15 protein-coding genes are annotated in these 15,084 nt (G+C 53.2%); 9 read left to right on the top strand and 6 right to left on the bottom strand.

The genetic code is table 11. The annotated features are described in order from the left end of the window. Window positions 1-384 (top strand): DDE-type integrase/transposase/recombinase (locus ACFO3S_RS26430; RefSeq protein ID WP_378102367.1); only part of this gene is annotated, 384 nt, incomplete at its 5' end. A 162-nt stretch (window positions 385-546) separates the two neighbouring features. Here ACFO3S_RS26430 and ACFO3S_RS26435 read toward each other — a convergent pair. From ACFO3S_RS26435 to ACFO3S_RS26455, 5 genes are all read right to left on the bottom strand, one after another. After that, window positions 547-960 (bottom strand): hypothetical protein, encoded by a 414-nt coding sequence (locus ACFO3S_RS26435; protein ID WP_378102369.1) that lies wholly within the window; start codon window positions 958-960, stop codon window positions 547-549. Between the two features lie 233 nt (window positions 961-1,193). Next, complete coding sequence (locus ACFO3S_RS26440; protein WP_378102372.1) at window positions 1,194-1,511, bottom strand: IS3 family transposase; 318 nt, start codon at window positions 1,509-1,511, stop codon at window positions 1,194-1,196. A 39-nt stretch (window positions 1,512-1,550) separates the two neighbouring features. Then, window positions 1,551-1,763, bottom strand: a complete 213-nt coding sequence (locus ACFO3S_RS26445) for a DDE-type integrase/transposase/recombinase (protein ID WP_378102524.1) — start codon at window positions 1,761-1,763, stop codon at window positions 1,551-1,553. A 25-nt stretch (window positions 1,764-1,788) separates the two neighbouring features. Further along, complete coding sequence (locus tag ACFO3S_RS26450; RefSeq protein WP_378102374.1) at window positions 1,789-1,980, bottom strand: hypothetical protein; 192 nt, start codon at window positions 1,978-1,980, stop codon at window positions 1,789-1,791. Window positions 1,981-2,048: 68 nt separating this feature from the next. Next, the gene (locus tag ACFO3S_RS26455) at window positions 2,049-2,333 is read right to left on the bottom strand and encodes a transposase (protein ID WP_378102377.1); all 285 of its coding nucleotides are present in this window, start codon (window positions 2,331-2,333) and stop codon (window positions 2,049-2,051) included. A 535-nt stretch (window positions 2,334-2,868) separates the two neighbouring features. Here ACFO3S_RS26455 and ACFO3S_RS26460 point away from each other — a divergent pair. Continuing rightward, a complete protein-coding gene (locus tag ACFO3S_RS26460) occupies window positions 2,869-4,089 on the top strand; it encodes an MFS transporter (RefSeq protein ID WP_378102379.1) in 1,221 nt (406 codons plus the stop codon). Window positions 4,090-4,226: 137 nt separating this feature from the next. Then, window positions 4,227-4,742, top strand: coding sequence for a DUF3231 family protein (locus ACFO3S_RS26465; RefSeq protein WP_378102382.1), 516 nt, complete (start codon window positions 4,227-4,229; stop codon window positions 4,740-4,742). Between the two features lie 65 nt (window positions 4,743-4,807). On the opposite strand, the gene ACFO3S_RS26470 is transcribed toward ACFO3S_RS26465, so the two are convergent. Further along, window positions 4,808-5,293, bottom strand: coding sequence for a spore coat protein (locus ACFO3S_RS26470; RefSeq protein WP_378102385.1), 486 nt, complete (start codon window positions 5,291-5,293; stop codon window positions 4,808-4,810). A gap of 290 nt (window positions 5,294-5,583) precedes the next feature. On the opposite strand from ACFO3S_RS26470, the gene ACFO3S_RS26475 reads away from it, so the two are divergent. From ACFO3S_RS26475 to ACFO3S_RS26500, 6 genes are all read left to right on the top strand, one after another. Further along, window positions 5,584-7,404: a cache domain-containing sensor histidine kinase gene (locus ACFO3S_RS26475; RefSeq protein WP_378102388.1), complete on the top strand. Its 1,821-nt coding sequence runs from the start codon at window positions 5,584-5,586 to the stop codon at window positions 7,402-7,404. Continuing rightward, window positions 7,397-9,028, top strand: coding sequence for a response regulator (locus ACFO3S_RS26480; RefSeq protein ID WP_378102391.1), 1,632 nt, complete (start codon window positions 7,397-7,399; stop codon window positions 9,026-9,028). Before ACFO3S_RS26475 ends, ACFO3S_RS26480 begins: the two co-directional genes overlap by 8 nt. A gap of 203 nt (window positions 9,029-9,231) precedes the next feature. Continuing rightward, window positions 9,232-10,545 (top strand): ABC transporter substrate-binding protein, encoded by a 1,314-nt coding sequence (locus tag ACFO3S_RS26485; protein ID WP_378102394.1) that lies wholly within the window; start codon window positions 9,232-9,234, stop codon window positions 10,543-10,545. Window positions 10,546-10,638: 93 nt separating this feature from the next. Further along, the gene (locus tag ACFO3S_RS26490) at window positions 10,639-11,538 is read left to right on the top strand and encodes a carbohydrate ABC transporter permease (RefSeq protein ID WP_378102395.1); all 900 of its coding nucleotides are present in this window, start codon (window positions 10,639-10,641) and stop codon (window positions 11,536-11,538) included. A gap of 15 nt (window positions 11,539-11,553) precedes the next feature. Next, window positions 11,554-12,366, top strand: a complete 813-nt coding sequence (locus ACFO3S_RS26495; protein WP_378102398.1) for a carbohydrate ABC transporter permease — start codon at window positions 11,554-11,556, stop codon at window positions 12,364-12,366. Window positions 12,367-12,458: 92 nt separating this feature from the next. Further along, window positions 12,459-14,219 carry a glycoside hydrolase family 2 protein gene (locus ACFO3S_RS26500; RefSeq protein WP_378102400.1) on the top strand — a complete coding sequence of 587 codons (1,761 nt, stop codon included), beginning with the start codon at window positions 12,459-12,461 and terminating at the stop codon, window positions 14,217-14,219. Window positions 14,220-15,084: the final 865 nt, after the last annotated feature.

The following is a 15,084-nucleotide window of genomic DNA, read 5'->3' on the forward strand; positions in this document are numbered from 1 at the left end:
AAGATCGCCAGTAAGCTCCGCCAGCAAGGCGTCGTGATCTCCGAGAGAACGGTGACAAGGATCATGAACAAGCAGCAGTGGCGATCCAGAACGGTCAAAAAGTATAAGGCCACAACGAACGCCAAACCTAACTTGCCGGTGCAAGAAAATGTATTGAACCGGGAATTTACGGCAAGCAAGCCCAATGAGAAATGGGTGACAGACATGACCTACGTCGGGACGGAGGAAGGTTGGCTGTACCTGGCGAGTGTAATGGACTTGTACTCCCGCAAGATCGTCGGCTGGCACATGAGCGACCGAATGACGAAGGAATTGGTGCTGCAGGCGCTGAGGCAGGCTCACGACCGTCAACAGCCCAGCGGAGAAGTGCTGCATAGCTCGTAAGGAGAAAGGAATATGAGCAATATCGCGTCAATCCGAACATGTCCGGTCTTAACTTTTTTCGCGCAGCGCTGGGGCTGTCTGAGAGTCCGTTTGCTTGAGCTACAAATCGTTGATTATACTAACGGCGGGCCTATCCTCCGCATTCTTAGCAATATGGGAAGTCTATGAGGGGAGGATATAGATCTTCGCCCCGCTGTTCAATTTCTTTCTATGCTTGTTTAATAGCTTAATGAGTCTAGTTTGTAACTCTTCATAACGACGATCTACAGAGGATATCAATTCGATCTTATTCTTAAACAGATTATTAAGTGTTTTTTCTGTCTCAATGCCTCTGATTGCATTTTGCCGTTTTCCGTTTATTACAACCTTTTTTGCAGTTTCTATAATGTATCTTTCACAATTCATATTCTTAAATCCAATGAATTTACTTGGGCCAAAGTGGTTAATTGATTCTATGTAGTACCACACTCTGAAATTAGAGAGGCGTTTTTGAAGTGTTTCGCACTTTCCCAAGTCAATATTGAATTGCTTTATGTTTTCAATAACATCTTCGAGCCGATCTACCAATTCAATCATACTCACCATCCCCTTAATTAATTTCATTGAAATCGAGCGTTTTATAATATTGTATGTTTGCGTTTCATCAAGGTATGACCATGGGTGTATCTGTTTTTTTATGTTTGGAACTTTGCTCGAAAATGGGAAGAGTCACACCAGTCTAATAGTTATTGGGACTTCTGCCGTGAGCATAGGATGGAGTTGTCAATAAAAGTGCAGTTTGAAAACACACTCATGCAGAAATCCCGTTTCTACGCTGCTCGTGAAAGCATTCTTTCGCGATAAATAACCGGCGGCCAGCCCCCTGGATTAGAGGTGTAGATCCGCCGCCTGTTGTAGTCAATCATGATGTACCTGAAGATAACCGACTTTATATACGCCATCGGGTAATGCTCCGTGCGGATCTTGTATAGCTTTTCTTTCTTTAGCGTTGCAAAGAAGCTTTCCATCCGCACGTTATCATAACAGCGCCCCGTGCCGCTCATGCTTTGAACGGCGTCGCGATTTGCTAGACTCTCGCGGAAAGCATGGCTCGTGAACTGGCTGCCTCGATCGCTGTGATAATTCATTCCGCGAGCGTTCCTGGCTTTACATGCGTTCTCAAAAGCTTAGATGCAGAGCTCCTTGCGCATGTTGTCATCCATGGCAATGCCTACGATCTCTCCGTTGAAACCATCCATTACAGCCGATAGATACAGCTTGCCGTCTGAGCATGGGACTTCGGTGATATCCGATAGCCACTTTTTATTAGGTGCTGAAGACCTGAAGTCTCCGCGAAGCAGGTTCTCGCTCTTCTGAGCTGTAACATCCTCGCGTGTAATGCCGTTCGGATGTCGCTTGGCCTTCTTAGACGGTGCTGTAGCTGGTCTGAATCTCTATTTGTGACAGCGCCAGCAGGATACGCTGGACGCCGTAATTACTGTTGTCTTCATGTTCGCCGATGATGTCCTTGATTTTGACCAGAAGGCGTTGCTGCCGCTCCTGTTTGGGCGTAGGCTTCAAGCTACGGTAATAGCCCGATTCGCTGACAGCAAGCACTTCGCACATCTGCTTGACGGTCCATCGATCCCGTCGTTCACGGATGTAAGCATAGAGCTGGCATGCCTTTATCGCTTCCGGTCTTTTGCGAAAAACCCTAATGCATCCTTGAGAATTTCATTCGCGCGTCGCAACTCGCCGATTTCTAATTCAATTTCTCGCGCGGTCTTGTCGGCAGAAGCATAAGCGCGTCCGCTCCCGATATGCGTGCCGTCGCCGTGCAGCGTTCTTCTCTTTCTCCATTCCTGCAAGGTGTGGTAGGGAATGCCCAACTGCTCTGCGGCTTTCTTGGGGCCAATCTCATCGCTCAATCTTACTGCTTCTTCTTTGAATACTTTGTCGTACCGATTCATTGTCGTTCGCTCCCTCGTTAGCTTTCATTTTATTTCATATGAGGGTGTTTTTCGACTGCATTTTTATCGTAGCACTCCAAAAAGAAAAATGCGATCGCGATCAAGCTTACATCCGAAACGGCCCAGCACATCAAGAAGTTGTTTTTTGACGATCTATCGCGCAAGACTTTTACCGAAGTCCTCGATTTTACAGACTATACATTAGATCATTCCGAGGAACAAAAGGAGATTGAAGAGATTTTCGACCTGCTGGACGTAGATACGATTTATGAGATGAAGTGGGTTTGGGTAGACGATCTTACGCGTCTGGAAGAACTGCACCCGTAGAGGTAAATCGTGGCGGTGCCCGCGGACAAGGAGGCATTCCGCACGCAGGGGAGCGAAGCGGACGAGCACGGCATGAAGTAGCGGAATGAAGCTCAAGCTGGAATGACGGCCGGCGAGTATGGTTTAATAAAGACAAGGTGTTCGCTTGGAAGGGGATAAAAGGCAACGAGGAAATAGGCCGAAGCATGGCATACGAGGGGGGGATGGTGTGCAGCGGGACGACGGAGATAACGCCACCCTATCCTGGAAGCGAACGATGTGGATCTTATGGGGCGGTGTGTTGCTCTGCAGCTCCAGCTATACGATGGCGGTTCCTTTCTTGCCCTTGTTTCTGTTCGATCTGGGCGTGAAGGAGTCGTCGGTGAATCTGTGGGCGGGGATCGTGCACTCCTCCGCCTTCCTTGTGGGAGCAGTGATGGCTCCGCTCTGGGGCTCGCTGGCGGACCGATACGGCAAACGAAATATGGTGATTCGCGCGGGGTTCAGTCTGGCCGGAATATACGCCTTGGTCGCCGCCGTTCAGACGCCCGAGCAGTTGGTCGTCGTGCGAATGCTGCACGGCTTCGTCGGGGGATTCGTCCCCGCCTCGATGGCGATTGTGGCCTCGGTGGCGCCGAAGCACAAGATGGGCTGGAGCCTCGGCATGATGCAAGCGGGGACGATGACGGGCGGAATTCTCGGGCCGTTGTTCGGCGGGTTGCTGGCCGATCTGTTCGGCTTCCGGCAATCGTTCATCGTGTCCGGAGCGACGATCATGGCAGCTACGCTGGCGGTCCTCATCTGGGTGAAGGAAGGGACTGAGCCGACAGAGAGCAGAAGGTCCAGCTATCGGGATAATTTGCGCGTGGTTCTTTCCAATCCGATGCTGAAGAAGCTGCTGCTTCTTCTGATCGTTTTTCAGGTTTCCTTTAATATGATTCAGCCGCTGCTCACCTTGCATATCGCGAACCTGCAAGGGAGCGTTCAAGATGCCGCGCTCACATCGGGTCTGGTCTTCTCCTTGATCGGAATAGCCGGCATTATCGCTTCTCCGCTGTGGGGAAGGGCGGGGGAGCGAAGAGGGTTCGCCCCGATTCTGGCCCTCTGTCTCCTCGGCGGCGGTCTGGTCGCGAGCCTGCAATTTTTCGTCCATCAGCTGTGGTTGTTCGCCTTTGTTCAATTTTTGTTCGGGTTGATGATCGCGGGAATCGTGCCGGCGATCCAGACGATGTTCGTCAAGGGCACCGATGAAGAGTTCCGGGGCAGATCGTTCGGCATGACGGCCAGCGCCAACCAGCTCGGTTCCGCATTGGGACCGCTCTTGGGAGGGGCGCTGGGGTTGTTCCTGAACATCCATTGGATCTTCGTTACGACCGGATTGCTGCTCGTATGCGCCGGCCTGTCGGCCGCGACGAAGCGTGCCCGCCATAGGCAGAGCCTTGAAGGGTAACCCGACCGCGCTTGCGGTCGGGTACGGCTGCTGCCCGTCCATGCCGTCCGCCTCTGGGAAAAGAGGTATAGCTTAACGCGACGAAGACATACTACAGTCGAATGGCAGCTATACAAAAGGACTGAGGAGGACGGTTAATGGGCGTATTAAGCGGAAATCCCAAGGACGAGCCGATGCATTATGGAGAAATATCCAGCGTATGGGGATCGTCCAAAGCGGCCAAGGGCGCCGCATCGGGTTACCAGGTTTTCTTGAACCATGCCGGAGACAACGACTTGAAGGAGCTTATTTCCGACTACATTAAACAAGCGAAAAAAGAAATCGAGGAATTGGACCAGCTGCTGAATGCGAACGGGATCACTCCGGCGCCCGCCATGGCCGATAAGCCGGCCGTTAAGCTGGAGGACATCCCGGAGGGGGCCCGATTTATGGATCAGGAAATCGCCGCCGCCCTCAGCGTCGACATATCGGGAGGGCTGGTCGCCTGCAGCGCGGCCATGGCCATGTGCATCCGGGAGGATATCGCCGCGCTGTTCGCCAAGTATCATACGGAGAAGGTGGTCCTTGCCGGACGAATTCTTCGTCTTCTGAAGGATAAGGGCTGGTTGATCCCGCCTCCGCTGCAGGTCAAACGCCCGGAGCACGAAAAGTAAGCCCAAGAGGACCTCATCCCTCACCTGCGTGAGTGCTGAGGTCCTTGTTGGCGTACGGGCGGACATTACATTTGGATCGCCATTTGGGCATGCTTCGTATCGTTCGCCAGCAGCTGCTCGAGGTTGTACGAAGGGTACAGGCCGCGTTCGTACATATAGCGGAACGCTTTGCCGTGCAGCTCGATCGCTTTGTTTAGCTGATTCTGGAGCGTTGCGCGCAAGGAAGGGGTAGCGGTCTCGGTGATGGCGATGGCGTAATTCCGTACGGAGGTTTTGGCGCAAATCAGCAGATGAGCGGCGAAGAAGGCGGTCATGTCGCTCGGCAGCGCGCCCCGGGTATGCACGGGAGCAAGCTTGAAGTAGGGGACCAGCTCTTTAAGATGATGCTCCAGTCCCGCGATCGCTTCTTCGTACAGCGCCTTCAGGGCCGGGTCCTTCACCTGAGCGATATTCATTTTTAGATCCATCAGACAGTTGGATTGAAAGGCCACCAATTCATGAATTTCCATCGTTTCGTGCCAAGCCAGATGCTTTTCATGCCCTTTGTTCATAAGCCGCGTATCCCTCCATCGTTATCAATAGGATACATATATGCCTATATTTTCGAAGCGGGAATTTGTCCGGGGCAAAAAAGGACGGCCGCGAGAGGCTTCGAACGCTTCCCCGCTGCCGGGAGCGATTTTGGCGGGGCGGCCGCCGGATTGAACTGGTATAATATAGAGGCTGAGAGAGGAAAACCGCCCGCCGATTCATGAAAGAAGGACGAGGATCCTGCCTTGCGGCGGGGTCTATTTTTATTTCGACACGCCCGCCCCCCGAGGCGAGTATGGAGATGAAGATGATGGGTGTCATAAAAAGAGGCTTGCAGCAGCTAAAGTCGAGCATTACGTACAAATGGATGCTGCTTCTTATCGCGATCACGTTGGTCCCGCTTTTTATATTGGGAATGGTCTCGTATTCGATTAGTAAGGATGCGATCGACAAGAAGGTCGCCGACTCCTCCAAGCAGCTCATCAGGCAGACCGTGTATAATATGGACACCCGGCTATCGGGATACAAGGATATGGTCATGCAGATGATTACGAGTCCGGAGATCATGTCGTTGCTGCACAGAATTCAGAAGCGCGATGAAAGCGCTGTCGAGAACCTGTCGCTGACGACCAAGCTTGCCTACTATACAGCGGTCTCCCCGGAGTTCAAATCGGTATCCTTCATGACGGATTCGATGTACATTAAAGGGATTTTTCGCTGGGACGATCAGGAGGAGCATCGGGCCGACTTCTATAACCGGACGATGTCGGCCGGGAACGACTTCGTATGGTTTCCGACGCGGCTCGGCTTTTTTTCGGATACGGCGGACAGCCACGAAGAGATGGTATTCTCCGTATCCAAGCAAGTGTTCAACATTCATGACGGCCGTCAGCTCGGCATGGCGGTCGTACTGGACATTCGCGAGGAGATGCTCAGCGACATCTTGAAGAGAAACGCCGAAAGCGAGCTGCGCACGGAAAGCTTCATTATCGACAGGAACGGAGCTATACTGTCGCATGCGGACAAGTCGATGCTGCTGACCTCCGCCGAACAGTGGTTCGAGGGGGACGAAAGCTCCTTCCTGCATAGCGGCGAGACGGAGGACAGCTTCGTTGCCCACTATAAAGGGAAGGAAGTCATGGTCAATTACTTGCAGCTTCAGAGCAATGATTGGAGGGTCGTGCACGTCATCGAGCGCTCGAGCTTGTACCAAGACTCGGATCGGGTCATCCAGGTGATTGCTATAGTGATTATGGCGGGCGTCCTGTTCTCGATCGTTACCGCGTATGCGATGGCCAGCTCCGTGTCCAGCCCGCTGAAGGCGATGGTGAAAGCGATGAAGCAAATCCATATCGGCAATCTGTCGACCCGAATCAAGCGGCAAAACCGTAAGGACGAGATCGGAAGTCTGCAATATCATTTCAACGATATGGTAGAGAGAATCGAGGAGCTGGTGAGAGCGGTCTATCAGGAGCAGAACAATAAAAGGATCGCAGAAGTCAAAGCGCTGGAGGCACAGATTAATCCGCACTTTTTATATAATACCCTTGATGCGATTAAGTGGACGGCCCTGTTCCAGAAAGCGAACCATGCGGCGGAGATGGCCCGATTATTGTCCAGGCTGCTGCATATCAGTATTGGAAAAGGAAGCGACACGGTACTCGTGCAAGAGGAAATCGAACATGTCGAGTGCTATATGGGCATTCAAAATTTGCGGGCTGCAGGCCGGATCGATGTCCAGTACGACATCGCCGACGAAGTGAAGCTGTACAGAACGCCGAAGGTGATCCTGCAGCCGATCGTGGAGAATGCCGTCCTGCATGGATTTGCCGACCAGACGGAAGGCGGAGTCATTACGATCCGATGCTGGCAGGAGGGAAGCCGCCTCCTCTTCGAGATCAAGGATAACGGGCAAGGCTTCGAGCAAGCGCTGTACGGCCCGGGGGAGCATGACCTCGGCGAATTGCCGAAGGGCGCTTCGTTCCTCGGCGTCGGTCTCTCCAACGTAGAAGAGCGCATCAAGCTGATCTGCGGCGAGGATTACGGACTCGACATCGCCAGCAGCCCCGGCGAGGGAACCGCCGTTGTCATTACGCTTCCCGTGATGAAAGGAGAGAGCAGCCGTGTATAAAGTGTTGATCGTGGACGACGAGCATTTGGTTCGATACGGCATCAAGGCGATGATCGATTGGGAGAGCATCGGCTTTCAGGTTGTCGGGGAAGCGGCCAACGGCAAGGAGGGGCTGCTCGCCTTCGAGGAGCTGGCTCCCGACGTCGTCATCTCCGATATTAAGATGCCGGTCATGGACGGCATGGGATTGATCGGCCGGGTGAGAGCCCAGGACAAGCAGGCGAAGCTGATCCTGCTTACCTGCCTGGAGGATTTCGATTACGCGCAGCAAGCTCTGAGGCTGGGGACGACCGATTATTTAATCAAATCGGACATGATGCCGAAGGATCTGGAGCAGGTGATGTTGAACCTGAAATCCTCGCTCGACGAAGAGCGGGCGGGAAGCGGGCGTCTCTCCGAGCCGCAAGCGGGCGAGTCCTCTGCGGAATCGGGGGCTGCGGACACGCTTCTGATGGGGCTTGCGAATGGCACCTTATCTGCCGCTCACGTGACGGAAGCGAGACTGCAAGCCCTGGGCCTGTCCGAGTGGAAGGGACGGCTTGCGCTGCTTCATATCGGCGCCGACTCTATCGAGGAGGTCGGCAAGCGGATGTCGGAGAGCGAGCGGGCTCTGCTGCATACGCGAGGCGTCGAGGCTATTCGGGAAGCGTGTGCCTCCGAAGGCTGCGTCAGCGAGCAGTTCTCGGGAAGCGCGGGGGAATGGAACGTGCTGATCAAGGACGTAGAGAGCGATACCGCCGCGAGGATCGGCGAGCGCGTCATCGCCCGATTATCCGACGATTGGGGCGTATCGGTGACGGTCGGGGCCAGCAGTCCGTTTCCGTCGCTCGCGGCGCTTCGCGACGCGTATTCGCAAGCGGAGCACCGGTATAAGCTGAAGCTGTTCCTGGGCTGCGGAATCGTCATCGATTCGGAGCCCCGGCAGCGAGCCGAACCGGGAAGCGTTCCGGCTCCGATGATGAACAAGAAGCTTAACGAATATTTGTATTCTCTGGACAAAGAGGCGATGAGCCGGTACGTGATCCATATTTTCGACGATGCGGAAGCGAGGCTGGATTACGAGAGGGTGCAATTAATCTCCATCGAGCTCTTGCTTAATCTGACGGCGATGTATTCCGAGTTAACGAACGATCACGAATGGGTATATGAGCGGAAGAAGGAGCTGTACGATCAGATCAAAGGGCTGGAAACGCTGGAGGAGATGAAGCGGTGGTTCGTCGAGGTATACGAGGAATTGATTCGGAAGGTGCGCAGCGTCTACTCCAGCGATCAGGGCGCAATCCCCAAGGTCATCGCCTATATCGAGCAGAACTACGACCGGGAGCTGTCGCTGCAGGTGCTCAGCCAGCACGTCCATTTAAGCAAAAATTATTTAGCCAACCTGTTCAAGAAAGAAACGGGCCAAGGGGTTATCGACTACATTACCAAGGTCCGGCTGGAGAGAGCGAAGGCGCTGCTTCGCGGCACGGATCTGAGGAGCGGCGAGATCTGCTCGAAGGTGGGCATCCCGGACTCCAAATATTTCTCCAAGCTGTTCAAGAAGATGGAGGGCATGACGCCAAGCGAATACAGGGAGAGAGTCGGGTCGTCTGAAGGATCTGTAGATCGGACACCGGCAGGATGAAATTCTACACCGCACGGATCGATCGGGGATTCGTGCGGTTTGCGGTTAAGCGGTATTTTACGACAGAGAGAGCGGTTAATTCCGTTTTGGCAAGGTTCGACAAGGATTAAAATGGAGTTCAGGAGCAGGTTGTAGACGCTTACAATCTGGCGAGAGGGTGGGCGCGACGCTCCGAATTTCATGAGACAAAGGGGAAACGGCCAATGGCAAGAAACAAAAAGACATCGATTCTGCTGACCGCGCTGGCAACCGTCCTGATTCTGGCGGGCTGCTCGGGCAACTCGAGCAAGCCGGCAAATACGAGCCAGCCTTCGGAGACAAGCAGCGGCTCCGGCGGCAGCGCGAAGACCGAGCCGGTAGAGATTACGTTCTGGAATCTGTTCGGCGGCGGCGAGGGAGATTTCGTCGATCAGATCGTGAACGGATTTAACGAATCGCAGCAGGAAGTCGCCGTAAAGACGTTAAGACTGGAGTCCAACGAGTATTACGCCAAGTTCGGCACGGCGCTGGCTTCGGGCAAAGGCCCCGACGTGGCCGTCTCCCATGCGGACCGATTGGCTCCGTTCGTGAAGGCAGGCCAACTCAGCCCGCTCGATGAGCTTGCCGCCAAGGCGGAGTTCAACTTCAGCGAGATTACGGACGCGAACGTAGAGAGCGTCAGCTATGAAGGCAAGCCCTATGCCGTTCCGCTCGATACGCATTTCCATATGTTCTATTACAACAAGGATTTGTTAGGTCAGGCGGGATTGCTGAACGAGGACGGCACGCCGAAGTTCGGCGACATCTCCCCGGAGGGCTTCAAGCAGTTTCTGACGGAGATCCAAAACAAGGTGCCGGACGTCACGCCGTTCGGCGTTAATACGCCGTACTTCCACGAGCCGTTCTACAATTTGTACTACCAAGCCGGAGGAAGCATCCTGACGGAAGACCTTAGCAAGGCGGATCTGAACAACGAGAAGGCGATTAGCGTGCTGAACTTCTATCTGGATTTGTACGACCAAGGGCTCAGCGACATTAACGACAAGACGCCTTGGGACACGTTCCACAGCGGGAAATCCGCGACGTGGTTCGGCGGCGTATGGGAAGCGGGCTGGCATCTCGGCGAGGCAGGGCTGAACGTGGGCATTACGTCCATTCCTCCGTTCTTCGGCAGCGAGTCCCATTGGTCCGGCTCGCACACGCTCGTCATCCCGGATTACGTGACGGACGAGAAGAAAGTGGCGGCTATGAAGTTCATGAAGTACTTCACGATGGAGGGCGGCAAAATTTGGGCGCAGGCGGGCCATGTGCCGGCAGGCAAAGCCGTTACGGCGAGCGAGGAGTACTTAAACCTGCCCTACCGCGAAGAGTTCATCCAGTCTCAGAAGACGGTGAAATACGCGCCTAAGACCGACCGGTACAATGCGATCGACACGGTCGTCAAGGAGACGCTTCAGGGCATTATCTTCAAGACCATCTCGGTCGAAGAGGGATTAAGCGGCATGGAAAAAGAGATCAACGAGATCGTCCAGAACTGATTGGCCGCAAGGAATGGAGCCGCGTAGGAAGGATGCGGCTCCTTCATCTTATAGACAGAAGGTTGGCCCGCCAACCGTTGGAGGAGAATGAACGTGAACGCTCAACCAGGAGCCGGCGTCCGGTGGAAGAGACATCTCAAGCTGGAATTGTCGGCGCTCGCTTATTTGTCTCCTTTTATCATCCCGCTGCTTGTTTTCTATATTTGGCCGCTTATTCGCGGCGTGTGGATCAGCTTTCATTCCTGGGGCATTCTGGGCATGCAGAAATACGTTGGCCTCGATAATTACACGAAGCTGCTGTCCGGCGGCGATTTCTTCAGGAGCTTATGGAACAGCTTATATTTCGTGCTGTTAATCGTTCCGGTCATCATTGTGCTGGGGTTATCGTTAGCTCTGTTAATTCAACGGAAAATTCCGTTCAAGACGACGTTCCGGTCCATCTATTTCCTTCCGTATGTCCTCTCCGTGTCCGTAATCAGCTTCATCTGGCTGCGGATGTTCGACTCGAAGAACGGGCTGGTGAATGTGATCCTCGAGTCGGTGGGGCTATCTTCGGTGAATTGGCTGACCGACCCGAACGCGGCATGGTGGTCGATCGTAATCGCGACCGCCTGGTGGACCGTCGGGTTCGTCATGGTGCTGTTCCTGGCGGGGCTTCAGGAAATCTCTCCGGATCTGTATGAGGCGGCCGACATCGACGGAGCGTCGGCGGTTAGCAAATTCCGCTATATTACGCTGCCCGGCCTATCCTCCGTTTTAAAGGTGCAAATCTTTTTCCAGATCATTGCGGGGTTAAAGCTGTTCGGGCAAGTGCAGATCATGACGAACGGAGGCCCGGGAGACGCAACGAATACGATCGTCCGTACTATCTACGTCACGGGCTTCAAGAAGGACATGTTCGGTCTTGCGGCCGCGCAATCTACGCTGTTCTGCATCTTTATGCTGCTGATCGCCGCCGTTCAATACGCGCTGATGAACAGGAAACCATCGTAATGGAGGGAAAATACAGTGGCTAGAGCCGCAATCTATGGGTTAACCGTCCTGTTGGCCGTCGTATTTGTTCTCCCTCTGGCCTGGATGTTCGTCGTGTCCTTTAAGCCCGAAGGCGTGTCCGCGATTACGATCCAGGAATGGATCGACTTCTCGGATTGGACGATACGAAATTACGACAAGGTGCTCACGGAATCCCAAATCTTGAAATGGACGTTCAATAGCTTGGTTATCGGCGCGGCGACTACGGTCATTGCCGTGGCGACCAGCTCGCTTGCCGCATTCGCGTTCGCGCGCAAATCGTTCAAGACGAAAGCGTTCTGGTTCATTCTGTGCGCCTCGGGTTTGCTGATCCCGACGGAGGCTATGCTCATCCCCTTATATGAAACGGTTCTGAGTCTCGATCTGCTCGATAGCAAATGGGGAATTATTCTGCCCGGCCTGACGAATCCGCTTGGACTGATCTTGATTCTGCAATTCATGAACGGGTTGCCGAAGGATTATATGGAGGCTGCGCAAATAGACGGCTGCAAGGATCTTCGGCTGTGGTGGTCGATCTATATGCCGCTAACGCGCTCGGCGATGGTCTCGATCGGCATTTTTTACTTCATCCTATCCTGGAACAATTTCATCTGGCCTTATATCGCCATTAATTCGGAAGAGAACATGGTGCTTGCGACGGGACTTCCGACCTTCCTGGCGAACAACGTGCTGCATGTGAATACGATTATGGCGGCTAGCGCCATTGCGGCCATCCCGACGATGATCGTTTATATTTTGCTTCAGAAGCATATCGTGCAAGGCGTCTCCATGACGGGAGTCAAAGGGTAAGACGGGAAAGGCGCGGAGAGGGAGGCCCGATTCCGGGTGGAAGCGAGCGAGTTACATTATGGCATCAAGTTAAAAGGAGCAGGGGAATCCGTATGACGACTAAAATGTATATCAAGGATTATCCGAGACCGCAATTCGTCCGCACGGAATGGACCAACCTGAACGGAGAGTGGAGCTTCGGATTCGACGATCAGGATGTCGGTGAGCAGAACGGATGGGCGGAGCGGTTCGGCGGCGATCGCAAGATCGCCGTTCCGTTCACCTACGAGACAAAGGCAAGCGGGATAGGCGAAGAGGAGCATCATGCCCATATCTGGTACCGGCGCACGATCGATATTCCCGCAGCCGAATCGGGCAAGCGAACGATTCTTCACTTTCAGGCCGTCGATTACGTGGCGAAGGTGTGGGTGAACGGCCGCTTCGTCGGCCGGCATCAAGGCGGTTATTCGGCTTTTTCCTTCGACATCACGCCCTATATCGTCTATGGCGAGAGCAACAGCGTGACGGTCAAGGCCGAAGACAGCATGAATGCCGCCCAGCCGCGCGGGAAGCAGCGCTGGGTTCGGGATAGCTTCGAATGCTTCTACGTCCAGACGACCGGAATCTGGCAGACCGTCTGGCTGGAGTACGTGAGCCCGATCCGTCTCGAACAGGTGAAGATGACGCCGGATATCGATAAGCGGACAGTGAAGCTGGACTATCATGTGGAGGGCGACCTGTCCGGCAGCGACCTTCGACTGGAGACGATTATTAGTCTGAAAGGCCATCAGGTGAAGCGCGTCAGTCTGGCTATCGACCGCGCATGGCTTCAGCTCGAGGTCGACCTCCTGCACGAGATGAACGGACCTTGGAAGATGTGCTACTGGACGCCCGAGAGTCCGAATCTGTACGATGTCGAATTTATTCTGTACCGCGGGGACGAGAAGCTGGATCATGTTTATTCCTATTTCGGGATGAGGAAGATCTCGACAAGGAACGGACAAGTGCTGCTGAACAACGAACCAATCTATCAGCGGCTGCTGCTGGACCAAGGCTACTGGCCGGAGAGCCATCTGACTCCCCCGTCGGAAGAAGCGATCCTTCGCGATATCGACGCGATTCTGGAGATGGGCTACAACGGCGTTCGGAAGCATATGAAAGTCGAGGATGCGAGATTTCTCTACTGGTGCGACGTGAAGGGCGTGCTCGTATGGTCGGAGATGGCGGCGACCTTCGAGTTCAACGACGATGCCGTTCAAAATTTCACATCCGAGTGGATGGAGGTTGTGCGCCAGTATTACAACCATCCCAGCATCATTACCTGGGTGCCGTTCAACGAATCGTGGGGCATTATGAATATTGCCACAGATCGAAGGCAGCAGGCGTTCACGGAGTCCATCTACCATCTGACGAAAGCCTTCGATCCTACCCGGCTAGTCGTGTCTAACGACGGCTGGGAGCATACGGTGTCGGACATTCTAACACTTCACGATTATGTAGAGAGCGGCGCAGAATTTCTGGAGCGCTACAGGGATAAAGACCGCATCGTAAATAATGAGATCGCCTTTAATAACAGGAAATACGCTTATGCCGACGGCTACCGCTACGGCGGCCAACCGATCATCCTGAGCGAATTCGGCGGCGTCGCCCTGAAGAACGAAATCGGATGGGGATACGGCAATCAGGAAGCTTCCGTCGATTCGTTCGTGAAGCGGCTACAGGACATCCACCGGGCGGTAAAGCAAACCGGCTACATCGTAGGCTACTGCTACACGCAAATTACCGACGTCCAGCAGGAAGTCAACGGCCTGCTGACGGAGGAGCGGGCGCTGAAGGTTCCTTTGGAGGTTGTGCGGGGGTTGAATGGGGGGTAACGCGAAGGAAATAACCGCGGCCGTTGTTTCAGGGGGACGAACGATATTGTTAATATCGGGGAAGGATTGATGGGGATATGTTGGATTCCGGTATCAGTTCCGAATCCAACACCGTCATTAGGGATTAAATAGTAGCGTCTGGGCAAACGATAAAACAAAAGCTCTGACTGCATAAGGTCAGAGTTTTTGCTGTGGCGAGAAGCCAGAACCTATAAGCCTCAAGGAAGTGACGGGAACCCGACTTGAGGTTGATTTGACTGTAAGTGCTTTCTCTGTAACTCCAGATGCTATAACTAGCATAAGTGATTATTAATATGGGGAATTATAGCCGCTTATAGTATTATTGACTCAAGACTATGGTTCTAAGGAATTGGATGTTATAAAAATTATTAAGGTAATAGCTGATGTCCAGTTCTACCTTGGGTTAACCTTTTCTCTATTACAGCGAGCAAAAAAGTGAATAGACTGGAAGAACGTTCGTGATCATCGTAAAAGAGAAGTCGTGACGAGATCAGTCCAGCGCAGTTCTATGTTGTTTTAGTAGTTTAATTGGTGTTGAACTCGAACAGGGCTACTCCGTAGCGAACAAGAGTAGAATATGAAACAGGCCTCATACCATGTACCACTTATTTTCTAGGGGATTGCTTTCGTTCCATGGTCAAAAAGATAGATTCCGAAACAGCTAATTGCGAAAACAGAACAATGATCATGTTGGTGAGGACCTCCGTAAGACTGTTGCTGCAGGTAAACGCATCCGTTTCCTTTTTTTTTGGTATTTGGAAACCACAGGGTTGGAGGATAATAAAATACTGGATAATGAAGGAATATGTTTAATGATGGCGAATTGTTACTATTGTACTGATCC

The organism is Cohnella hongkongensis (genome assembly GCF_042654645.1).
Lineage (GTDB): Bacteria > Bacillota > Bacilli > Paenibacillales > Paenibacillaceae > Cohnella > Cohnella hongkongensis.